The following is a 21,401-nucleotide window of genomic DNA, read 5'->3' as shown; positions in this document are numbered from 1 at the left end:
GTCAGTCGACGGCTGGTCGGCTAACGGAGGCGTACCAGCAGGGCCACCGTCACACCGGTCAGCCGCTCGGTTCCGGTCGCGGTGTAGCGCGCTCGCAGGGCGCTCGCCTGGGTGGGCGGAAGGGCATCCAGCGGATCGGGCTCGTTGCCGGCGACCACCAGCCAGATCCGGGGCTCCTTCTTCAGGCACGCCTCGGGGTCCGGGCACTCGGCCGACCAGAGGTCCGCCCGCTCGGCCGCCGACGTCGCCAGGAAGACGTCCCGCGGCCGCAGCGTGTCCGGGAGGTAGAAGCGGACCCCCACGTCGAGCATGCGCCAGTAGTCGTCCCCCCGGTCGTAGACGACGGCGTCTCCGGGCTGGTGGTACCTCTGGATCGTTCGAGCGGCGCCCTCGTAGTCGACGCCGTGCCAGAAGTGCGCGAACGGCCGGCGCACCTCCTGCTGTTCGGGCAGCGTGAGCAGAGCGAGCGCCACAAGCACCGCCGCGACGACGCCCCGGGAGCGCCGGCCGCAGAGGCCCGCCGCGGCCAGGACCGCCCACGCCGGCAGGGTGAACAGCAGGTACCGGAAGTAGAAGTACGAGACGTCGCCGTGCGAGACCGCCCAGAGGAGCAGCGGCGGCAGCACGGCTGACGCGGAGAGGACGAGGAGGGGACCCATGGCCGCCGCACGGCGCTCGTCCCACGCCAGGACCGCGAGCGTGGTCACCGCCCCGGCGACCAGCGCGGAGGCGTACAGCTGCGGCCAGAAGGAGATCAGGCTCCACAGGTCGGGTCCCGGGATCCAGGAGAGCTGACGGCCCGCCTGCGTCCTGCCCAGCAGGACGACCGGAGCGGCGGCCGCCACCCCGGCCAGTACGGCGAACACGAAACGCGGGGCGACCGCGCGCTCGGTGCGCGCCCTCAGGACCACGGCGACCAGATGTCCCGCCAGCGCCGTCAGCGCCACCAGGTGCAGCAGGCCGACCGCCGCCACACACAGGGCGTACGCGGTCCAGCGCCACCAGCTCCGCGGTCGCTCCAGAGCCCGGAGCAGCAGCAGCGAGGCGAGGGTGACGGCGAAGACCACCAAGGCGTAGGGCCGGGCCTCCTGGGCGTAGCGCGTCACCACGGGGATGAGCCCGAACAGCAGTCCGGCGACCAGGCCCACGCGGTGGTCGAACAGACGCCGGCCGATCAGCGCGGTGCAGGCGGCGGTACCGGCCATGGCGAGCGCCGAGGGCAGGCGCAGCGCAGCGGCGGAGTCCCCGAAGACGGTCATCCAGCCGTGCAGGAGGAGGTAGTAGGCGCCGAGGACCGCGTCCACCCGCTCCAGCAGGTCGAGGAGCTGACCGGTGGAACGGGAGGCCGCGTCCCAGCTGTTGAGCTCGTCCTCCCACAGCTGGGGGCGTCCGATCTCGTACAGCGTCAGAGCGAGGGTGACCAGCGTCGGCCACAGCCACGTGGCGTGCCGCGGCCCGCTGTCGTCCGGCTGCCGGCCGGCGCGCTGGGCGGGCGGGACGCGGTCCCGGACCGCGGAGACCGCCGCGACCGCGGAGACCGCGGAGACTTCGGGGAGGGCGGGTGAGGGTGCGGGGGACGCAGGTTCCATGGCGACGCGGCTCAGCCCTTCGGTGCCGTGGCCGTCCGGCCCGCCGTGGCCGGCTCGGGGATCGGGGTGAGCTTCCGGACGGAGAACTCACGGTTGCTCTCGGTCTGGCGCCGGTACCGCTCGGGCAGGTCGGGCATGGCCAGGAGCCGGTCGCAGGCGGCGAGCGAGGCGGCGAAGTCGCCGACCCAGTAGGCAGTGATCGAGTACTCGAAGAGCAGGCCCCAGCGGTACACCCAGGGCCAGACGAACAGGATGTCGTCCGGCTGCGCGCGGTCGATGGCGGCGGAGACGATCGCGTGGGCGAGGTGGTGGCGGCTCATCCTCCGCAGCCGTGACGCCAGTTCGTAGCAGGCTTCGAGGCGCTGCGGGCGCGATTCCCAGGCGCGGGTGAGGGTGTCCATCGCCGCCGGCCAGTCCCCCGCGTCCGCTCTGAGGATCCCGGCCTGGAGCAGCGCGTAGTAGACCTCCTCCTCCCATTCGCCCATGGCCGCGCGGCGCTCGTAGAGGTCGATGGCCTCGTCCGCGCGGTCCATGTCGCGCATGGTCTGGGCGAGGTAGAAGACGGTGCGGGTATTGGCGGGGTCGCGGGCGAGTTCCTCGGTGAGCAGGCGGGCGTCGCGTTCGAACTTGTCGTGCCGTGAGCCGCCGTCGTGGAAGTCCTCGATGACGAGCGCGTCGAGGTGCGCCTGGCTGTGGCGGGCGTCCGCCGTCAGGTACTCGTGGGTGACCCCCTCGTACCGCCAGGCGATGTCGCCTCTGACCAGGCGTTTGATGCGGTACTCCAGGGTGCCCTCGTGCCGCAGCATGTACGCGTCGGCGGTCAGTGGGGGCAGTGGCCCTTCGCGTCGGATCACATGGTCCGCGTCGAGGAGCAGCAGGTAGTCGGCCTTGCCGCGGGCGTGGCGGATGTTCAGGCTCCGGTTGTGGCCGAAGTTCGTCCACGGCTCCTCATGCAGCTCACCGGGGATCCCCTTGAGCGCCTCGCGGATCAGGTCCTGGGTCCCGTCGGTGGACCCGGTGTCGGAGATGACCCAGGTGTCCACCAGATCGCGGACGGAGGCGAGGCAGCGCTCGATGACGCTGGACTCGTTCTTGACGATCATGCACAGGCAGATCGACGGCTTCATGGCAACCCCACTCGGCGGATCGGTCCGGGCGACCTCATGACCGGGCGACCTTATGAACCGGGCCCGGTCCGCCCTCATGCGGCACGCCGAGGCCGGTCGGAGGTTCGCTCCCGCGTACGCGGCCATTCGGAACGGCCCGTAGGCCAGTGAGTTGATAGGACTCCAACAACTTCAAGGCATTGCAGTCGCGATCCGATAACCGCAAGGAGGCCCGAACAGGCTTCCACACCATCGCTCGATCCGGTTATCGAAGGAGCACACGTATGCGTCCTGATCTCAGGACTAAGTCCTCTCTGGGACCGCTCGCCCGACGACGTTCCTGGCTCGCCGGCGGGGCCGTCGCCTCGCTCACCCTCATGGTGGCGGGCATGGCTGCCCCGGCGGTCGCCCTCGCGCAGAACCCGGCGCCGCAGTTCCCGGGCATGAGCGCGGCAGGGCCCGCGACCGACGACTGCAAGCCGCACGAGGACGGCGGGAAGCCGCCGCACGAGGACGGCCCGAAGCCGCCGCACGAGGACGGCCCGAAGCCGCACCCCGGTCCGAAGGGGATCGAGGAGCTGGTGAAGGGCAAGCTCCACCACTTCAACGACGTCCTGCCGCCGCACCTGCGGACCGGCGACGGCGACAAGGACAAGTGCAAGGAGGGGAAGCCGGGGCCGACGGGCCCCAAGGGCGACACCGGCCCGAAGGGCGACACGGGTGACACCGGGCCGAAGGGCGACACCGGCGACACCGGGCCGAAGGGCGACACCGGCGACACCGGACCGAAGGGCGACACCGGCGACACCGGCCCGGCCGGGCCCGGTGGCGGTGACACGGGCCCGAAGGGCGACACAGGTGACACCGGCCCCAAGGGCGACACCGGTGACACCGGACCGAAGGGCGACACGGGCGACACCGGCCCCAAGGGCGACACCGGTGACACCGGCCCGGCCGTGTGCAACGACATCGACGCCCACCGCCTCGAAGCCAGCCGTGAGATCAAGGGCGTGGTCACCGACGGTGACGTGTTTGCCGGCACCCGGGACCTGCAGTCCGACATCACGGACTTCATCTGGTACCCCCTCCCCGGCGCCCCGGAAGGCGCGTGCTCCGTCTCCATCGCCGAGCAGGCCAACCTGATCTCGGTCGAGGTGCTCACCATCACCGGGGAGGTCTGGGAGTTCCAGTGCGTCAACGTTCCGGGTTCGGGTAACACGCTCAACTGCGACACCGTCCCCGGCGCCGAACCTGGCGACGACGACTACCGCCGGGGCCGGTGGCTTCAGCTGAACTCGCCTGGCGGCGCCTCGGCGGCCAACAGCACCAACCGGTTCCTCGGCATGGCGCCCGGCTCCGGCATGGTGAACCACGCCGCGAAGGCGATGAAGTGACCTGATCCGGCAATAGTCCGGTCGGAACACGCCCGAGGGGCGGTGCGCACCGCGTGCGCACCGCCCCTCGTTCGTCCCCTTTCGGGGACCGGTCAGGCTGCTACGGCCACCTTCGTCTCAGCCTGAGGCTTCTCCTCCGTCGGCCCCGTCTCCGGGGCCGGCTTTCGCGCGCCCTTGAGGAGGATCACCAGGGCCGCGCTGACGACCGTTCCCACAAGGATCGCCAGCAGGTAGAGCAGCGGGTTGCCGATCAGCGGGATCACGAAGACGCCGCCGTGCGGGGCCCGCAGCGTGCACTCGAAGGCCATCGACAGGGCGCCGGTGACCGCGCCGCCCACCATCGCCGACGGGATGACCCGCAGCGGGTCGGCCGCGGCGAACGGGATCGCGCCCTCGCTGATGAACGAGGCGCCGAGGACCCAGGCCGCCTTGCCGTTCTCCCGCTCGGTCTTCGTGAAGAGCCTGCGGCGGACGACCGTGGCCAGCGCCATCGCGAGCGGCGGCACCATGCCGGCGGCCATCACGGCGGCCATCACCTTCAGGGAGCCCTCGTTGGGGTTGGCGAGGCCGCCGACGGCGAAGGCGTACGCGACCTTGTTGACCGGGCCTCCGAGGTCGAAGCACATCATCAGGCCGAGGATCACGCCGAGGATGACCGCGTTGGCGCCGGAGAGGCCGGAGAGCCAGTCGGTGAGCGCGCTCTGGAGGCCGGCGATGGGCTTGCCGATCACCAGGAACATCAGGAAGCCCACGACAATCGATGCCAGGAGCGGGATCACCACCACCGGCATGATGCCCCGCAGAGCAGCGGGCACCTTCACCTTCTGGATGGCGAGGACCGTCCCGCCGGCGATCAGACCGGCGGCCAGGCCGCCGAGGAAACCCGCGTTGATGGTGAGGGCGATCGCGCCGCCGACGAAGCCGGGGACGAGACCGGGCCGGTCGGCCATGCCGTACGCGATGTAACCCGCGAGGACCGGTACGAGGAAGCTGAACGCGAGGCCGCCGATCTGGAACATCAGCGCGGCCCAGGAGTCCGCCTGGCCCCAGGCGAAGTGTTCGGCGACGGAGGGGGCCTTGTCGATGTCGTAGCCGCCGATGGCGAAGCCGAGGGCGATGAGGAGACCGCCGGCGGCGACGAACGGGACCATGTAACTGACGCCGGACATCAGCCACTTGCGCAGCTTGGTGCCGTAGCCCTCGGTGGGCTCGCCGGTGCGCTCGACGGGGGTCGGCGTGCCGGCGGGAGCGGTGACCTCACCGCGCTCCGCCTTGCCGCGGACCTCGGAGATCAGCTCGGCCGGACGGTTGATGCCGGCCTTGACGCCGACGTCGACGGTCGGCTTCCCGGCGAACCGTTCCTTCTCCCGTACGGGCACGTCGTGAGCGAAGATCACGCCGTCGGCCGCGGCGACGACCGCCGGGTCGAGCCGGGTGAACCCGGCGGACCCCTGCGTCTCGACGACGACCTCGACGCCGGCCGCCTCACCGGCCTTCTCGAGTGCCTCGGCGGCCATGTAGGTGTGGGCGATGCCGGTGGGGCAGGAGGTGACGGCGACGATCCGGAAGGGAGCAGCCTCCTCCGCAGCCTCCTCCACGACCTCCTCCGCGGCCGCCTCGGGGGCCTCCGCCTCCGGCGGCTCCTCGCCCGAGATGAGAGCCGCCGCCTCCGCCGCCGAGCCCGCCGACCGGAGCGCCGTCGTGAACTCCTCGTTCATCAGCTGGCGGGCCAGGGAGGAGAGGATCGTGAGGTGGGCGTCGTCCGCTCCCGCCGGGGCAGCTATCAGGAAGATCAGGTCCGCCGGGCCGTCCGGGGCGCCGAAGTCGATGCCCGCGGGCGCTCGTCCGAAGGCGAGGGTGGGGGCCGTGACATGGGCGCTGCGGCAGTGCGGGATGCCGATGCCGCCGTCGAGGCCCGTCGGCATCTGGGCCTCGCGGGCCGCGACGTCCGCAAGGAAGCCGTCGAGGTCCGTCACCCGGCCGAGCGCGACCATGCGCTCCGCGAGCGAACGGGCCGCCGCTTCCTTGGTGCCGGCGGACAGGTCGAGATCGACCAGGTCCGCGGTGATCATCTTGCTCATCGCGGGCTCCCTTGCTCGCTGAGTACTCGGTCGAGGGGTACGTCGTCGGTCACCGTGACCGCCGACGGGTTCAGATCGGCCGGGGTGGGCATCTCGCTCCCCGGCAGTTGGACGGCCGCCGCGCCGTGCGCGACCGCCGCGGCCAGGGCCTCGGGGCCTTCTCCCCCCGCCGCGAGGAAGCCGGCCAGGGACGCGTCGCCCGCGCCCACATTGGAGCGGACGGTGTCGACGGCCGCCGTGGCGTACCAGGTGCCCGCCCCGGAGACGAGGAGCTGGCCGTCCGCGCCGAGGCTCGCGAGCACCGCGCCCGCGCCCAGGTCCCGCAGTTCCTCCGCGGCCTTCACCGCGTCGCCGACGGTCGCCAGGGGCCGGCCCACCGCCTCGGCCAGTTCGTCGGCGTTCGGCTTGACGACGTCCGGCCGGGCCGCGAGGGCCGCGAGCAGCGAGGGGCCGGAGGTGTCGAGGGCGATCCGGGCGCCCGCGCCGTGCGCGCGGGTGACCAGCTCGGCGTACCACTCCGGCGCGAGGCCGCGCGGCAGGCTGCCGCAGCAGGCGATCCAGTCGGCGGCCGGGGAGTAGGCGCCGACGGTGGCGAGGATGGTCTCGGACTCGTCCGAAGTGAGCTGCGGTCCTGGTGCGTTGACCTTCGTCAGCGTGCCGTCCGGCTCCGCGATCGCGATGTTGGAACGGGTGTGGCCGGCCACCGGCACCGGCGCGACCTCGATCCCCTGTTCCGCCAGGAGCTGGGCGACCAGCGCGCCGGGCGCCCCGCCGAGCGGGACGACGGCCACGGTCCGCCGGCCGGCGGCGGCGACGGCCCGGGAGACGTTGACACCCTTGCCGCCGGGATCCATCCGCTCGGCGGAGGCCCGCAGCACCTCGCCGCGTTCCAGGGCCGGGACCTCGTACGTCCGGTCGAGCGACGGGTTGGGGGTGACGGTGAGGATCATGTGCGTACGACTTCCGTTCCCGCGGCCTCGATCGCCGCGGCGTCCTCGGGGCTGAGCCCGCTGTCGGTGATGAGCAGGTCGACGTCGTTGAGGGTGCCGAAGCGGGCGAAGTGCTCCTCGCCGTGCTTGGCGGAGTCGGCGAGGAGCACGACCCGGCGGGCGGAGGCGATCACGGCCCGCTTGACGGCGGCCTCGGCGAGGTCGGGGGTGGTGAGCCCGTGGTCGGCCGAGTAGCCGTTGGCGCCGAGGAAGGCGACGTCGGCGCGGATCTCTCCGTACGCGCGCAGCGCCCAGGCATCGACGGCGGCCCGGGTACGGTGCCGGACCCGGCCGCCCACGAGGTGGAGGTCGATGCCGGGGTGGTCGGCGAGCCGGGCGGCGACGGGCAGGGCGTGGGTGACGACGGTCAGTCCGCATTCGAGGGGGAACTCGGCGGCGAGCCGGGCGACGGTGGTGCCGGCGTCGAGCACGACGCTGCCCTCGTCGGGGAGTTCGGCGAGGGCGGCCCGGACGATCCGGTCCTTCTCGTCGGCGGCGTGGGCCTCGCGCTCGGCGAGGTCGGGCTCGAAGTCGAGCCGCCCGGCCGGTATCGCGCCGCCGTGCACCCGGCGTACCAGTCCGGCCCGGTCGAGGGCCTTGAGGTCGCGCCGTACGGTCTCGGCGGTGACCTGGAACTCCTCGGCGAGGGAGAGGACGTCGACGCGTCCGCTCTCACGGGCGAGCCGGAGGATCGCTTGCTGTCGCTCGGGTGCGTACATGTGGGTTTGCATCCGTTTCATGCCCGAACCTGTGGTTTCTCTGCAGAGTACGTCCGGGTTTCCGCAAAGTAAACAGATTCGGGCATCAATTCAGGCATCGAAACGGGCACGGTACAGAGGGACGACGAAGCGACAGCGAAGGGCCCCGGCTCCCGGGACGTCCATCCCAGGTGCCGGGGCCCTTCGGGCTGCCCTGCTCAGGAGGCGAGCGCGGGCTCCTTGCCCAGCACGTCGGCCGAGTCGTCGTCCTCCGCGCCCTCGACGTGCTGCTTCGGCTTCGCCGGCAGCGCGAACATCACCAGGAAGATCCCGGCGACCACCGCCACCGCCCACCCGAGCGCGTTCTGGAACGCGTCCGCGAACGCCGCACCGACCTCGGCCGGGGCCTGCTTCAGACGCTCCTCGTCGATCACGCCGAAGAAGACGACCGACACGAGCCCGAGTCCGAGCGCGTTGCCCATCTGCCCGGTCGTGTTGATGAGGCCCGAGGCCGAGCCCGCGTGCTCGCGCGGCACGTCCGAGAGGACCGCGTCCGTCAACGGCGCCACGATCAGGCCCATGCCCAGGCCCATCACGACGAGCGGCGCGATCATCTGCCAGGGGGCGATGGAGGTCCCGTACCGGCCGGCCTCCCACAGGTAGAGCAGCATGCCCGCGGCCATCGTCACCGCGCCCGCCTGGAGCACCTTGCGGCCGAAGCGGGGGACGAGCTTCTGCACCGACAGACCGGCCGCCGTCGAGACGGCGATCGAGAACGGCACGCCCGTCAGACCGGCCTTCAGCGGGCTCCAGCCGAGCCCGATCTGCATGTACAGCGTCCAGACCAGGAAGAAGATGCCCATCACGACACCGAAGGTCAGCTGTACCGCGATGCCGGCCGCGAAGCTCTTCACCCTGAACAGCGACAGCTCGACCAGCGGGGAGCCATCCTTCTTCGTCTTGTACTTCTCGTACGCGACGAGGGCGGCGAAGACGACGAGGCTGCCGGCCATGCAGAGGTGGCCCCAGAGCGGCCAGTCCAGCTCGCGGCCGCGCGTCAGCGGGTAGATCAGCATCAGCAGCGCCAGCGTCACGAGCAGCACGCCGACCATGTCGAGGCGGAGCGCCTTCGGCGCCTTCGACTCGGTGATGAACTTCCGGCCCAGGATCAGGCCCGCGATGCCGACCGGCAGGTTGATGAGGAAGATCGGGCGCCACTCCAGGCCGGCGATGTTCCACTGCGTGAGCAGCGCGCCGAGGAGGGGTCCGGAGACCGCGCCGAGGCCGATGATCGCGCCGAACATGCCGAAGACCTTGCCGCGCTCGTGGGCGGGGAAGGTGACGTGGATGATCGACAGGACCTGCGGCACCATCATCGCCGCGGCCGCGCCCTGGAGGAGGCGGGAGGCGACCAGCATCTCCGGGTTCGCGGCGAAGCCGCAGAGCGCGGAGGCGACGGTGAACCCGGCGGTGCCGAGGAGGAACAGCCGCTTGCGGCCGTAGATGTCGCCGAGCCGGCCGCCGGTGATCAGACCGGCGGCGAACGCGAGGGCGTACCCGGCGGTGATCCACTGGATGGCACCGAAGGTGGCGCCGAGGTTCCGCTCGATGCTGGGGATCGCGATGTTGACGATCGTGGCGTCGACCAGGTCCATGAAGGCGGCGGTCATGACGATGGCGAGGGCTATCCAGCGCCTCTTGTCCGCGGCTCCGGCGGCGTCGTGTGAACTCATGCGATGAACATAGAGGCCATATAGGTCAGCTGATGTCCTAGATACGGCGCATGCTGGAACACATGACGGACACTCCGGCACGACTCCTGAATCTGCTCTCGCTGCTCCAGACGCCGCGCGAGTGGCCGGGCAGCGAGCTCGCCGAGCGGCTCTCGGTCTCCGCGCGCACGATCCGCCGGGACATCGACCGGCTCCGGGAGCTCGGCTACCCGGTGGAGGCGACGAAGGGCGCGGTGGGCGGGTACCGCCTGGTCGCCGGTACGGCCATGCCGCCGCTGCTCCTCGACGACGAGGAGGCGGTCGCGATCGCGGTGGGGCTGCGGGCGGGGGCCGGGCACGCGATCGAGGGGGTGGAGGAGGCGTCGGTGCGGGCGCTCGCCAAGCTGGAGCAGGTGCTGCCGTCGCGGCTGCGGCATCGGGTCTCCACGCTGCAGAACGCGACGATCCCGTTGACGCGCGGGGACGGGGCGACGGTCGCGCCGTCGACGCTGACGGCGCTCGCGGGCGCGGTGACGGCGCAGGAGCGGCTGCGCTTCGGCTACCGGGCGGGGGACGGGACGGAGTCGCGCCGCCAGGTCGAGCCGTACCGGCTCGTGTCGACGGGGTGGCGGTGGTATCTCGTGGCGTACGACCTGGAGCGCGAGGACTGGCGCACGTTCCGGGTGGACCGGGTGTCCGACCCCTTCGCCACGGGGGCGCGCTTCGCCCCGCGGGAGCTGCCGGCGGGCGGGGCGGCCGAGCTCATGTCGCGCTCGATGTCCCGCGCCCAGCCGGAACTGGACCTGGACGTGACCTTCGAGGCCCCCGCCGACTTCGTGACCGCCCGCCTCCCGGCCCACCTGACCCCGACCCCGACGGGCCCGACCACCTGCCGCGTCCGTACCCGCACCACGGACTCCACGGAGTGGCTGGCCCTCCGCCTGGCCCTGGTGGACGCCCCGTTCACGATCCACGCGCCGACGTCACTGGTCACGTACGCGAGAGACTTGGGCGCGCGCCTGGCAGTAGCGACGGCACCGCCCTCGTAGGCACCGCAGGAACGGGGGGCGGGAGCGCCCGCAAGGGCGCCGTCCCGTTGTGCCCACCCGTCCCGCCCCAGCGGGACGAATGCCCACAACGGGACGGGGCTGGTTGTCGCCGGCCGCTCTAGGCCACCGCGTCGAAGCCTGTGTCGCGGGCCATCTTTTTCAGTTCCAGGAGCGCGTGCTTCTCGATCTGGCGGATGCGCTCGCGGGTCAGGCCGTGCTCCTTGCCGACCTCCGTCAGCGTGCGCTCGCGGCCGTCCTCGATGCCGTACCGCATCCGGATGATCGACGCCGTGCGGTGGTCGAGCTTGTCGATGAGGTCGTCGAGCTCCTCGCTGCGCAGCAGCGTCAGGACGGACTGCTCCGGCGACACCGCGGAGGTGTCCTCCAGGAGGTCACCGAACTGCGTCTCGCCCTCGTCGTCCACGTGCATGTTCAGCGAGACGGGATCCCGCGCCCAGTCCAGGACGTCCACGACCCGCTCCTGCGTCGAGCCCAGCTCCGTCGCGATCTCCACCGGCTCCGGCTCCCTGCCGTGCTCCCGGTTGAACTCTCGCTGCACACGCCGGATCCGCCCCAGCTCCTCCACCAGGTGGACGGGCAGCCGGATCGTGCGCGACTGGTCTGCTATGGACCGCGTGATGGCCTGGCGGATCCACCACGTGGCGTACGTGGAGAACTTGAAGCCCTTGGCGTAGTCGAACTTCTCGACCGCGCGCACCAGGCCCGCGTTCCCTTCCTGGATCAGGTCGAGCAGCGGCAGCCCGCTGCGCGGATAGCGTCGCGCGACCGCGACGACCAGCCGCAGGTTCGACTTGATGAAGAGGTCCTTGGCACGCTCGCCCGCCGCGTACAGCGCTTCGAGCTCCTCGGGGGTGGCGCCGGACGCCTCGCTCTCCACCTCGCCGTCGAGGATCTGCCGGGCGAACACACCCGCCTCGATGGTCTGGGAGAGCTCGACCTCCTTGGCGGCGTCGAGCAGGGGCGTGCGCGCGATCTCGTCGAGGTACATGCCGACCAGGTCGCGGTCGGCGATGTCCCCGCCCACGGCGCGAACGCTGCTTGCCCGGCTGCTGCCGCTACCGCTACCACTGCCGCTGGTGGCGGAGGACTGACGACGGGCGACGGCACGGGTTGCCATGCGTGCTCCCTTGCTGAGTAGGTCGCGACACCCTTAGCGGGTGCCCTGCATCCGACGGAAACAACGACTGGAATCAGGACAGAATTCCCACGCGGCGCATCGATTTTCGCGATCATGCAGTACCCTGTGCCGCCACCGAGGGGGATGCATGGTGTCTGAACGCACAGAGACGCAGGTCAGGCCGGGCACGGAGGGTGACCTCGAGGCGCTCACGGAGCTGTACAACCACTACGTCCGCGAGACCGCGATCACCTTCGACACCGAGCCCTTCACGCCGGAGCAGCGACTTCCCTGGCTCCGCTCCCACCCTGAAGACGGCCCGCACCGCCTCCTGGTTGCTCGCGATGTCCGGAAAGGGGCGAAAAGCCGAATTCTCGGATATGTGACCAGCAGCGCTTTCCGCCCGAAGCCCGCGTACTCCACATCCGTCGAGGTCAGCGCCTACCTCTCCCCCGACGCCACCGGCCGCGGCATCGGCGCACTCCTCTACGAGCGGCTCTTCGAGGCCCTTGCGGGCGAGGACGTCCACCGCGCCTACGCGGGCATCGCCCTGCCGAACGAGCCCTCGGTCCGCCTCCACACCCGGTTCGGCTTCCGCCACATCGGTACGTACGGAGAGGTGGGCCGGAAGTTCGGCCAGTACTGGGACGTGGCCTGGTACCAGAAGGACCTCTAGCGACCTATCCGAACTGGACCGAGCGCTTCGCAAGCCCCATCCAGAAGCCGTCGATCACGCTCCGCCCGCCGTCCAGGTCCCCGGCCGCGTCCGCCGCGCCCAGGGTGACGAAGAGCGGTGCGAAGTGCTCGGTGCGCGGGTGGGCCAGGCGGCCCGCCGGGGACGTGTGCTCGAAGTCCAGGAGCGCGTCGACGTCCCGCGCCTCCAGCGCGTGGCGGCCCCACTCGTCGAACTCCGCCGACCAGCCGGGCACCCCCGCCCCGGCGTGCCGCAGCGCGGCCAGGTTGTGGGTGAAGAAGCCGCTGCCGACGATCAGTACGCCCTCGTCGCGCAGCGGCGCGAGCCGGCGGCCGATGTCCATCAGCTTCCGCGGGTCGAGGGTGGGCATGGAGACCTGGAGTACGGGGATGTCGGCCTCCGGGAACATCTCCACCAGCGGGACGTACGCGCCGTGGTCGAGGCCCCGGTCGGGGATGTCCTGCACCGGCGTGCCGGGGCCGTGCAGCAGCTTGCGGACCGAGGCGGCGAGCTCGGGTGCGCCCGGGGCCGCGTACCGCACCCGGTAGTAGTGCTCGGGGAAGCCCCAGAAGTCGTAGACGAGCGGCACGGTCTCGGTCGCGCCGAGGGCGAGCGGGGCCTCCTCCCAGTGGGCGGAGACCATGAGGATCGCCTTCGGCCGGGGCAGCCCGGCGGACCAGGCGGCGAGTTCGCCGGGCCAGACCGGGTCGTCGGCGAGCGGCGGGGCGCCGTGCGAGAGGTAGAGGGCGGGCATCCGTTCCTGCGTGGCGTCCATGACGACCGCCTCCAGACGTGACCGTGGAAGGTTCATTGAAAGTTCAAGCTATGCGCCTACACAGCCTAGAACTACGTAGTTCAACTTTCAAGAACGAGTCGTACGATGGATGGCATGACGACCGCACCCAACGACGCGCCTCGCTGGCTCAGCGACGAGGAACAGTGCGTCTGGCGCGCGTACCTCCACGCCACCACCCTCCTCGAGGACCATCTCGACCGCCAGTTGCAGCGCGACGCCGGGATGCCGCACATCTACTACGGCCTGCTCGTCCAGCTCTCCCAGGCGCCCCGGCGGCGGATGCGGATGACCGAGCTCGCCAAGGGCGCCAAGATCACCCGTTCCCGGCTCTCCCACGCCGTCGCGCGCCTGGAGAAGAGCGGCTGGGTGCTGCGCCAGGACTGCCCATCCGACAAGCGCGGCCAGTTCGCGCACCTCACGGACGAGGGGTACGAGGTGCTGAGGCGGACGGCCCCCGGCCATGTCGCCGCCGTGCGCCAGGCGATGTTCGACCGGCTCAGCCCGGAGCAGGTGGCCCAGCTCGGCGAGATCATGAAGGTGATGGCGGAGGGCCTCCAGCCGGACGGCCCGGACGCGGACCTGCCCTGGCTCCGCTGAGCGGAACCAGGGCAGGACACCAGGCCGTAAAGGTCAGTGCGCGACTACCGGGATCTTCACCTCGTCCTCCGCGCCCTCACCCGACCCGGAGCCCGTCACCACGCCCGTCTCCGGCTTCCCGGTGTTGATGAAGGTGACGGCGATCGCGGCCGAGACGACCAGGATGCCGACGGCCCACCAGATGGCCGCCGCGTAGCCCTCGACCATGCCCTGGAGCTGGAGCAGCTTCTGGGCGCCCCCGGTCGTGGCACCGGCCGCGTGGTCGGCGATGTACGCGGTCGTGGCCGAGGCCGCGATCGTGTTCAGCAGCGCCGTACCGATCGCGCCGCCGACCTGCTGCGAGGTGTTGACCATCGCGGAGGCCACACCGGCGTCCCGCGGGTCCACGCCGTGCGTGGCGAGCGACATGGCCGGCATGAACGCCGTACCCATGCCGAGGCCGAGCAGCAGCTGGGCGGGCAGGATCAGACCGGCGTACGAGGTGCCGATCTCCAGCTGCGTGAGCAGCAGCATGCCGACGCCGGCGGCCAGGAAGCCCGGGCCCATCAGCCAGCGCGGGGGGACCCGCGTCATCAGCCGCGTACCGATCTGGGTCGAGCCGACGATCATGCCCGCGATCATCGGGAGGAACGCGAAGCCCGTCTTGACCGGCGAGTACCCCTTCACGACCTGGAGGTAGTACGTCAGGAAGAGGAACAGGCCGAACATCGCGATGACGGCGAGGCCCAGCGAGAGGTACACACCGCCGCGGTTGCGCTCGGTCAGGACGCGCAGCGGCAGCAGCGGGGACGTGACCTTCGCCTCGGTGAGGGCGAAGGCGGCGAGGAGCACGGCGGAGGCGACGAACATGCCGATCGTCGTGGCGTCCGACCAGCCCTCGGACTCGGCGCGGGTGAAGCCGTAGACCAGCGCGACCAGGCCGAGGGTGGACAGGACCACGCCCGGGATGTCGAGCGGCGAGCGGTTGCGGCCGCCGGCCGGCTCACGGATCACGAAGTACGCGCCCGCGGCCGCGACGATCGCGAAGGGGATGTTGACGAAGAAGGTCCAGCGCCAGTCCAGGTACTCGGTGAGGAATCCGCCGAGGATCAGGCCCACGGCGCCACCGCCACCGGCGATCGCACCGTAGATGCCGAAGGCCTTGGCGCGCTCCTTGGTGTCGGTGAACATCACGGCGAGCAGGGAGAGCGCGGCGGGCGCGAGCAGCGCGCCGAACGCGCCCTGGAGCGCGCGGGCGCCGAGCATCATCGCCTCGCCGGTCGCGGCACCGCCGAGCGCGGAGGCGGCGGCGAAGCCGATCAGACCCACGACGAAGGTGCGCTTACGGCCCCAGAGGTCGGCGATGCGGCCGCCGAAGAGCAGCAGACCGCCGAAGGCGAGGGCGTAGGCCGTGATGACCCACTGCCGGTTGCCGTCCGAGATCCCCAGGTCCTGCTGGGCGGAGGGCAGCGCGATGTTCACGATCGTCGCGTCGAGCACGACCATCAGCTGGGCGAGGGCGATGAAGACCAGCGCTTTCCAGCGCCTGGGATCTGTTTCGGACATGGGGGTAGCCACCTCTTGGTGCGGAAAGGTCAAAACGGGACGTAAGTAGATGGGTGCCGGCGTGCGTTACGGGACGGTCAGCTCGGGATCACGACTCGCAGGAGTCGCCCCGCAGGTCCTCCAGAGTGGCGGCCGAGCCGGGCAGCACGGAACGCGCGGGCGTTTCGAGTCCGTCCAGGAACAGCTGCAGATGGCGGTGGACGAAACGGTCCATGTGGGGGCAGGCGGTGCCCGGGAGCGGGCGGGTCAGCTGGGCGACGGCCACGATCAGGTCCCCGACACCGACGTCGGTGCGGAGGCTGCCCGCCGCGTGCGCGCGGTCGACGAGGCCCTGAACGGCCGCCTCAAGACGCTCGCGCTCGGCGTGCAGTTCGGGGTGGTTCTTGTCGAAGGCGTCGTCGAGCATCGGGCACAGAGCGCCGATGCGTTCTTCGGCGGCGCCATGGGTGAAGCGGCGCAGCGCGTCGAAGGCACCGGACTCCCCGGCGTCGACGGCCGCGGCCGCCTGCTCCGCGAGGTCCGTGGTGCGGGAGGTGACGGAGACGACGACCTCGTGGATGAGGTCACCGCGCTCGGGGAAGTTGCGGTAGAGCGTGGCGTTGCCGACCCCGGCGCGGCGCGCGATCTCGTCGAGCGGCACCTGGGGGCCGAACTCGACGAACATCTCGCGGGCCGCCGTCACGATCCGCTCGCGATTGCGCAGGGCGTCGGCCCGCGGGCGGGGTACGCGGCGGACGGGCGCGGTCTCGGCTTCGGTGGTCACGCCACGGCCTCCTTCCGGTGATCCGGGGACCAAGTCCCCACTTCCTCGAACACAGGCGTAAACGGGGAGTGAGTCCCCGGTTATTTCCCGGGCTGCTTGTGACCTGAGTCACACCCCTGGGACCTCGCGGAATACCCACGATCGGTCCAACCCGGCGCGCGCCCCCGCACCTCTCGACACAGGCTGATCGAACAGCAGCGCTGACCGCTGACCAGAGAGGCGACCGCATGCAGCAGCCCCGCCGGCACATACGCAGAACCGTCGCTCTCGCCGCGGCGACGGCCCTCGCCCTCGCCGCCCTCGCCTCGGCCAGCAGCACGCTCCCCGGCCCGCCACCGGCCTCGGCGGGCCCCGTGGCCACCGCGCCCGCCGAGGCCGCCGCGCTCGGGCCGTGCAGGATCGCGACGACGATGGGTGTGCAGATGTCGGAGGGGATGCCCACCGCCCCCGGGTACGTCCGCTCCACGGGCCGCATCACGGCCCTCAACCTGATGGTCGACTTCCCGGACGCGCCCGGGGACGGCACGGCACTCGACCGCTACGCCGAGTTCTTCCCGAAGACCACCGAGTGGTTCACCACCAGCTCGTACGGGCGCCTGCACTACGACCCCGAGACCCCGATACCCGACTGGCTGCGGATGCCGCGGCCGTTCTCCGCGTACGGGATAGAGCGCGGCTCACCGTACGAACCGGGCTACCGCGGCCTCGTCGAGGACATCGTGAAGTCCGCCGACCCGAAGGTGGACTTCAGCGCGTACGACCTGGTCAACGTCCTGGTCACCCCGAACGCCGGGCCCTCGGCCGTGGACACCGTCCTCTCCGTCACCTTCTCCGGAAACGACGAGGCGCCTTACGCGGACGGGGTCCCGCTCGCCAACACGTCCTTCGTCTACAGCCGCCAGGACGACGGCTCGGGGACGTACGCCGAGACCGGCTACCGCGTCCTGCCGCACGAGAACGGCCATGTCTTCGGCCTGCCCGACCTCTACACCGTGGACGGCGGGGGCACCGTCGGGCACTGGGACATCATGTCCGAGGACTGGGGGGCCAACAACGACCTGCTGGGCTGGCACAAGTGGAAGCTGGGCTGGCTCGACGACGACCAGGTCGGCTGCGCGTCCCGGAAGGGCACCCGCGAGTACCTCCTGACCCCGCTGCCCGCGGCGGGCGGCCCGAAGCTGGCCTTCGTACCGCTCTCCGAGAAGTCGGGGTACGCGGTCGAGGTCCGCACCCGGGGAGGCAACGACGAGGCCGTCTGCGAGCCGGGCGTCCTGATCTACCGGGTCGAGTCGGACGTCGACACCGGGCACGGCCCGGTGAGCGTGGCGGACAGCGACAGGGACAGCGGCGGCTGCACGCGCCGCCCGAACGTCCACGCGGAGCTGTCGGACGCGCCGTACGGCCCGGGCGAGACCTTCACCGACCGGACGAACGGCATCCGGATCACCGTCCTCGACGAGGACGCGTCGGGCGGCTACCGCGTGCGCATCACGCGCAGCTGACCTCGAGCCTCCTGCCTGAGCTCTCGCTTGAGCACCTTCCCGGTGGCGTTGCGGGGCAGTGCGGTGTCCCGTACGAAGACGTGGGCGGGCACCTTGAAGGCGGCCAGCCGGGCCCCGACATGCGCCGCGAGCTCCTCGGCGGTGACGCTCGCCCCCTCCCGTACGCGCACGACGGCGGCGACCTCCTCCCCCAGGGTGGGGTGGGGCACGCCGAGGACGGCGGCGTCGAGGACGGCGGGGTGGTCGTGGAGGACGGCCTCGACCTCGACGCAGTACACGTTCTCGCCGCCGCGGATGACCATGTCCTTGAGCCGGTCGACGATGGTGACGCGCCCGTCGCGGAGGTGGGCGAGGTCGCCGGTGCGGAACCACCCGTCGTCGGTGAAGGCGTTCCTCGTCGCCTCCTCATCGCCCCAGTAGCCGCGGACGAGGGACTGCCCGCGCAGCAGCAGCTCGCCCACGCCGTCGGCGTCGGGCCGGTCGATGCGGACCTCGGTGGCCGGGGTGGGCCGGCCGACGCTGCGCGGATGGGCGCGGTACTCGGCGCCGAAGTTCGCGAACACGCCGCCGCAGGTCTCGGTGAGCCCGTAGCCGTTGCGGGGCTCGACGCGCTCTCCGTACGCGGCGGTGATGCGGGCGACGATCTCGGGCGGGGCGGCGGCGCCTCCGGTGTTGAGCATGGTGAGGCTCTCGAGCGGATCGCCGGTCCGCTCGGCGAGGTCGAGAAGCTGGAGGGCGGTGGTCGGGACACCGGCGTAGTGGGTGACGCGATGGCGCCGGATGAGTTCGAGCGCGTGTCCGGCGTCCCACTTCCGCATGAGGACGAGGGTCCCGCCGGCGGCCATGACGGAGTAGAACGAGGTGAAGGCGGCCACGTGGAAGAACGGGAACGTGGTGAGCGAGACGGGCGCGGGCCCCTGCCCGGGGACGGTGCCGCGCCCGAGGGCGGAGGCGGCGGCGTAGTACCGCGGGTTCATCGCGGCTCCGGCCTGCGCGAGGTGGGTGGCGACGGCGCCCTTGGGGCGGCCGGTGGTGCCAGAGGTGTAGATGATGGTGGCGTCGTGCTCGGGCAGGACGTCGACGGGCGGCGGCCCGAGGACGGAGTCGGTGTCCCGCACGTAGGCCTGGAACCCCTCCTCCGCCTCCCCGTGGAACACGATCCCGGGCACGCGGTTCTTCCGCGCCCACGCCCGCACCCTCGGGACACGCTCCCCGTCGACGAGGAGGACGCGGGGCGAACAGTCGTCGAGGGCGTACGCGCACTCGTCCTCGGTCCACCAGGCGTTGAGGGGTACGGCGACGAGGCCGGCGAGCTGGGCGGCCCAGAAGGCGATCTGCCACTCGGGATGGTTCCGCATCGCGACGACGGCCCGGTCCCCCGGCCTGAGCCCGTACTGCCCGACGAGGCTCCGGGCAAGCCCGCAGGCGGCGTCGAAGAACTCCCGGTAGCTCAGCACCCCGCCCTCGGACACGAGGAACGGCCGGTCCCCGTACGCCCAGGTGGCCTCGACGAACTCCCGCAGCGTGCGGGGCCCCTCGACGTACACCCCGCCCTCGACGGCGAAGGGCGCCCCGGGCGCGGCCAACCGGGCGGCGACAGCCTCCGCCGCCGTCTCTCCTGCGCCCACGATCGCCCCTCTCCCCGCGCTTGCAGCCGTGCCGTCGGCCGACGGCACGGCTGATTCTGCCCGCAAACGCAAAAAAGCGCCCCACCCGAAGGTGGGGCGCTCATTGGGGACTGTTCTGAGTGATACCCCGGGGGCACCGCGCCTGGAACGACGCGCAAGATGGCTGCTTTTACCCCACAAGAATCCCCGCCCCTCAGGCCCCTCCCTTCCCCCGGTCCCCAACCAACAGACAAGTCTGTTTGTTATGAACGGACACGGCGAGGCCGAGGTACCGGAAGGAAGGAGGGAGGGAGCTGGACGACGGAGCGCTCCGCCGCAGATCAGGGCGAATGCACTGGAAGGCCAGCAAACGCGCCAGGGCATTTTTCCCAACGAGTTTCCAGGTTCGCGCAGGTCACGCCAGGCCCCACGCCGTTCACCGGCTGCCACTCGGAGCGCTGACTGAAGCACCTCAGCCCATCCCTCTGGACCCGTCAGCTCACCCATCTGACGGCTCAGGAGTTGCTACTCAAATAGCATCGCGTGAGGCTTGAGACGTGACTCTTCACGCTGCCCCTTGGGTGCCCTGGCCCCGCTTCGACGGCGGCGCGCACCCACAGGTCCGCATGACAAGCGGGGCCCGGTTCATGGAGTCTACGGATTCCGGCAGTCGCGCGCCGGCGACAACTGGGAGTTCGATCGCGTGACGGCGGCACGTGTCTTCATCGTCCGCATCAGCGACACCGAGGGGGCGGCAATCGAGCAGAGATCACCCACACACCCTCGATGGGGTGTCGCAGACCTACGAAGACGGAGGCGGGAGATCCACCCTGAGGGCATCGTCTTGCTGACCACCGGATACACCGGGGGGCAGAACAAGACTTGCCCAGCTCTCTTTCGACCCGTGCCGGGCATGTGAACCGCCTCGATTCAGCGGAGGTCGGGGCCGCCCGCCTCTGCGAGTTCGCCGAGCAGGCTGATCTCCTCGTCGGTATCCTCCTGAGCCTCCGGGCCGACATCAGGGAACGATTCGGCTTCTTCCCCTTCACCGAGATGTGGGTACTTCTCAAGGAGGAACCGCCGCCGGTACGCCGTGTCAGCGGCGTCGACGATCGCCTCCAAGGTGGTCCAGTTAAGGGTGCCTCCGACGATAATCCCGAACGCGGGTACGGCCTTGCCAAGTCCCTTCTTGGTGAGACGAAAGCCGAATGCCTTCGCGAACTGCTGGGAGACCTTGGCGACTACCGCCTCGTTCAGGACGTCCCACGCCTTACCGCGGACGAGTGCTTGGGTGAGCCGTGAGATGTCGGCCATCGCGGCGCTCTTGGCGGTGGCCGACGTCGCCGTCCCGGCGTTGACGACAGACATCACGAAGAGCTTCTCGGCGGGCTCTTCGGGGTCGTAGCCGTAGAGCAGCGAGATCTGGCCGACAGAGCGAGACGCGAGTCCGAGGACGACCGCGGCATCAGCGGTGAAAGCGCCGACGATCGCACCTCCTGAAGGCGCTGCCGCAGCGCCGGCGGAGGCGGCGACGGCGAGCTGCCCGCCGGAGATCACAAGGCCTGCGCTCGCTCCCGAGAGCGCTGCGGCGGCCGGGTAGTACCAACTCGCCGCTCGTCCACGGACAGCGTCGATCTGCTCGAGGTCAAGGCGGCGCAGATCGGACAGCGATGCGATGTCGTGCCCGCGCTTCGTGTGGAGCGCCACCACTCGTTTGGAGGAGAGTCCCGCTCGCGAGACCCGCCCCACCGTCTGCCGTACGGACTGAAAGGCGGTGCCGCTCCAGTCGGGGAGGGCATCGGTGGCTCCACGGGCCCCGGCGCTGACCTTGCGAGCGCCCTTGGCAGCGATCTCTTGCCCACGCGAAACCGCCGACCGGGCCCGTGGGTGGTTCTCCAAGTACTTCGTGGCACGCTTGCCGAGCTCCGCGGCGCCAGTGGCCACTTGTTCGCCAGCGCTCCTCATCACTCGTGACAGAGGGCGGCCCTTGAACCGTTGGATGTCACGCCATGCCGCGAGCTCGTAGTCCGAGGGATCTGCCATACCGCGATGGTAAGGGCCGAGGCCTACGCACAGTGCCGTAATGCCGAACATCGGATCACACGCACAACAGGGCCTCCACTCTCCCGACTTCACTACCA

17 protein-coding genes are annotated in these 21,401 nt (G+C 71.0%); 5 read left to right on the top strand and 12 right to left on the bottom strand.

Annotated elements, in window-relative coordinates; all coding sequences use genetic code 11:
• Positions 1-20: 20 nt before the first annotated feature.
• Both ACZ4VI_RS17245 and ACZ4VI_RS17240 read right to left on the bottom strand, forming a co-directional pair.
• Positions 21-1,589 (bottom strand): glycosyltransferase family 39 protein, encoded by a 1,569-nt coding sequence (locus tag ACZ4VI_RS17245; RefSeq protein WP_468000038.1) that lies wholly within the window; start codon positions 1,587-1,589, stop codon positions 21-23.
• Between the two features lie 11 nt (positions 1,590-1,600).
• Complete coding sequence (locus ACZ4VI_RS17240) at positions 1,601-2,716, bottom strand: tetratricopeptide repeat-containing glycosyltransferase (protein ID WP_468000037.1); 1,116 nt, start codon at positions 2,714-2,716, stop codon at positions 1,601-1,603.
• Between the two features lie 263 nt (positions 2,717-2,979).
• Between ACZ4VI_RS17240 and ACZ4VI_RS17235 the strand changes: the two genes are divergently transcribed.
• Complete coding sequence (locus ACZ4VI_RS17235) at positions 2,980-4,089, top strand: hypothetical protein (protein WP_468000036.1); 1,110 nt, start codon at positions 2,980-2,982, stop codon at positions 4,087-4,089.
• A 92-nt stretch (positions 4,090-4,181) separates the two neighbouring features.
• Here the strand turns inward: ACZ4VI_RS17235 and ACZ4VI_RS17230 are convergent, their stop codons facing one another.
• The 4 genes from ACZ4VI_RS17230 to ACZ4VI_RS17215 form a co-directional block, all read right to left on the bottom strand.
• Positions 4,182-6,170, bottom strand: a complete 1,989-nt coding sequence (locus ACZ4VI_RS17230; protein WP_468000035.1) for a PTS fructose transporter subunit IIABC — start codon at positions 6,168-6,170, stop codon at positions 4,182-4,184.
• Positions 6,167-7,120 carry a 1-phosphofructokinase gene (gene pfkB / locus ACZ4VI_RS17225; protein WP_468000034.1) on the bottom strand — a complete coding sequence of 318 codons (954 nt, stop codon included), beginning with the start codon at positions 7,118-7,120 and terminating at the stop codon, positions 6,167-6,169. Before pfkB ends, ACZ4VI_RS17230 begins: the two co-directional genes overlap by 4 nt.
• A complete protein-coding gene (locus ACZ4VI_RS17220; protein ID WP_468000301.1) occupies positions 7,117-7,878 on the bottom strand; it encodes a DeoR/GlpR family DNA-binding transcription regulator in 762 nt (253 codons plus the stop codon). The genes pfkB and ACZ4VI_RS17220 overlap by 4 nt, the downstream gene beginning before the upstream one ends.
• A gap of 197 nt (positions 7,879-8,075) precedes the next feature.
• On the bottom strand, positions 8,076-9,590 hold the full coding sequence (locus ACZ4VI_RS17215) for an MFS transporter (protein WP_468000033.1): 1,515 nt from the start codon (positions 9,588-9,590) through the stop codon (positions 8,076-8,078).
• Positions 9,591-9,652: 62 nt separating this feature from the next.
• Between ACZ4VI_RS17215 and ACZ4VI_RS17210 the strand changes: the two genes are divergently transcribed.
• On the top strand, positions 9,653-10,618 hold the full coding sequence (locus ACZ4VI_RS17210) for a helix-turn-helix transcriptional regulator (RefSeq protein ID WP_468000032.1): 966 nt from the start codon (positions 9,653-9,655) through the stop codon (positions 10,616-10,618).
• A 118-nt stretch (positions 10,619-10,736) separates the two neighbouring features.
• Here ACZ4VI_RS17210 and ACZ4VI_RS17205 read toward each other — a convergent pair whose 3' ends face one another.
• A complete protein-coding gene (locus ACZ4VI_RS17205) occupies positions 10,737-11,756 on the bottom strand; it encodes a sigma-70 family RNA polymerase sigma factor (protein ID WP_468000031.1) in 1,020 nt (339 codons plus the stop codon).
• Between the two features lie 148 nt (positions 11,757-11,904).
• Between ACZ4VI_RS17205 and ACZ4VI_RS17200 the strand changes: the two genes are divergently transcribed.
• Positions 11,905-12,432, top strand: a complete 528-nt coding sequence (locus ACZ4VI_RS17200) for a GNAT family N-acetyltransferase (protein ID WP_468000030.1) — start codon at positions 11,905-11,907, stop codon at positions 12,430-12,432.
• 4 nt (positions 12,433-12,436) lie between these two features.
• Here the strand turns inward: ACZ4VI_RS17200 and ACZ4VI_RS17195 are convergent, their stop codons facing one another.
• Positions 12,437-13,225 (bottom strand): dioxygenase family protein, encoded by a 789-nt coding sequence (locus ACZ4VI_RS17195; RefSeq protein ID WP_468000299.1) that lies wholly within the window; start codon positions 13,223-13,225, stop codon positions 12,437-12,439.
• Positions 13,226-13,330: 105 nt separating this feature from the next.
• Here ACZ4VI_RS17195 and ACZ4VI_RS17190 point away from each other — a divergent pair, with 105 nt between their 5' ends.
• Complete coding sequence (locus ACZ4VI_RS17190; RefSeq protein WP_468000029.1) at positions 13,331-13,843, top strand: MarR family winged helix-turn-helix transcriptional regulator; 513 nt, start codon at positions 13,331-13,333, stop codon at positions 13,841-13,843.
• A gap of 33 nt (positions 13,844-13,876) precedes the next feature.
• Here the strand turns inward: ACZ4VI_RS17190 and ACZ4VI_RS17185 are convergent, their stop codons facing one another.
• Both ACZ4VI_RS17185 and ACZ4VI_RS17180 read right to left on the bottom strand, forming a co-directional pair.
• On the bottom strand, positions 13,877-15,388 hold the full coding sequence (locus ACZ4VI_RS17185; protein ID WP_468000028.1) for an MFS transporter: 1,512 nt from the start codon (positions 15,386-15,388) through the stop codon (positions 13,877-13,879).
• 88 nt (positions 15,389-15,476) lie between these two features.
• On the bottom strand, positions 15,477-16,151 hold the full coding sequence (locus ACZ4VI_RS17180) for a TetR/AcrR family transcriptional regulator (protein WP_468000027.1): 675 nt from the start codon (positions 16,149-16,151) through the stop codon (positions 15,477-15,479).
• A gap of 227 nt (positions 16,152-16,378) precedes the next feature.
• Here ACZ4VI_RS17180 and ACZ4VI_RS17175 point away from each other — a divergent pair, with 227 nt between their 5' ends.
• Positions 16,379-17,653, top strand: a complete 1,275-nt coding sequence (locus tag ACZ4VI_RS17175) for a M6 family metalloprotease domain-containing protein (protein ID WP_468000026.1) — start codon at positions 16,379-16,381, stop codon at positions 17,651-17,653.
• Here the strand turns inward: ACZ4VI_RS17175 and ACZ4VI_RS17170 are convergent.
• Both ACZ4VI_RS17170 and ACZ4VI_RS17165 read right to left on the bottom strand, forming a co-directional pair.
• Complete coding sequence (locus tag ACZ4VI_RS17170; RefSeq protein WP_468000025.1) at positions 17,626-19,281, bottom strand: class I adenylate-forming enzyme family protein; 1,656 nt, start codon at positions 19,279-19,281, stop codon at positions 17,626-17,628. The genes ACZ4VI_RS17175 and ACZ4VI_RS17170 overlap by 28 nt on opposite strands.
• 909 nt (positions 19,282-20,190) lie before the next feature.
• Positions 20,191-21,303, bottom strand: coding sequence for an EcsC family protein (locus tag ACZ4VI_RS17165; RefSeq protein ID WP_468000024.1), 1,113 nt, complete (start codon positions 21,301-21,303; stop codon positions 20,191-20,193).
• Positions 21,304-21,401 lie beyond the last annotated feature (98 nt).

The organism is Streptomyces sp. NPDC029169, assembly GCF_055563935.1.
This window is presented reverse-complemented; position numbering and strand designations above follow the sequence as displayed.

Coding starts and splice junctions, on each gene's coding strand:
- ACZ4VI_RS17235 (WP_468000036.1), top strand. CDS start 2,980: ATGCGTCCTGATCTCAGGACTAAGTCCTCTCTGGGACCGCTCGCCCGA.
- ACZ4VI_RS17205 (WP_468000031.1), bottom strand. CDS start 11,756: ATGGCAACCCGTGCCGTCGCCCGTCGTCAGTCCTCCGCCACCAGCGGC.
- ACZ4VI_RS17165 (WP_468000024.1), bottom strand. CDS start 21,303: ATGGCAGATCCCTCGGACTACGAGCTCGCGGCATGGCGTGACATCCAA.
- ACZ4VI_RS17200 (WP_468000030.1), top strand. CDS start 11,905: ATGGTGTCTGAACGCACAGAGACGCAGGTCAGGCCGGGCACGGAGGGT.
- ACZ4VI_RS17210 (WP_468000032.1), top strand. CDS start 9,653: ATGACGGACACTCCGGCACGACTCCTGAATCTGCTCTCGCTGCTCCAG.
- ACZ4VI_RS17245 (WP_468000038.1), bottom strand. CDS start 1,589: ATGGAACCTGCGTCCCCCGCACCCTCACCCGCCCTCCCCGAAGTCTCC.
- ACZ4VI_RS17185 (WP_468000028.1), bottom strand. CDS start 15,388: ATGTCCGAAACAGATCCCAGGCGCTGGAAAGCGCTGGTCTTCATCGCC.
- ACZ4VI_RS17195 (WP_468000299.1), bottom strand. CDS start 13,225: ATGGACGCCACGCAGGAACGGATGCCCGCCCTCTACCTCTCGCACGGC.
- ACZ4VI_RS17240 (WP_468000037.1), bottom strand. CDS start 2,716: ATGAAGCCGTCGATCTGCCTGTGCATGATCGTCAAGAACGAGTCCAGC.
- ACZ4VI_RS17175 (WP_468000026.1), top strand. CDS start 16,379: ATGCAGCAGCCCCGCCGGCACATACGCAGAACCGTCGCTCTCGCCGCG.
- ACZ4VI_RS17215 (WP_468000033.1), bottom strand. CDS start 9,590: ATGAGTTCACACGACGCCGCCGGAGCCGCGGACAAGAGGCGCTGGATA.
- ACZ4VI_RS17230 (WP_468000035.1), bottom strand. CDS start 6,170: ATGAGCAAGATGATCACCGCGGACCTGGTCGATCTCGACCTGTCCGCC.
- pfkB (WP_468000034.1), bottom strand. CDS start 7,120: ATGATCCTCACCGTCACCCCCAACCCGTCGCTCGACCGGACGTACGAG.
- ACZ4VI_RS17220 (WP_468000301.1), bottom strand. CDS start 7,878: ATGTACGCACCCGAGCGACAGCAAGCGATCCTCCGGCTCGCCCGTGAG.
- ACZ4VI_RS17190 (WP_468000029.1), top strand. CDS start 13,331: ATGGATGGCATGACGACCGCACCCAACGACGCGCCTCGCTGGCTCAGC.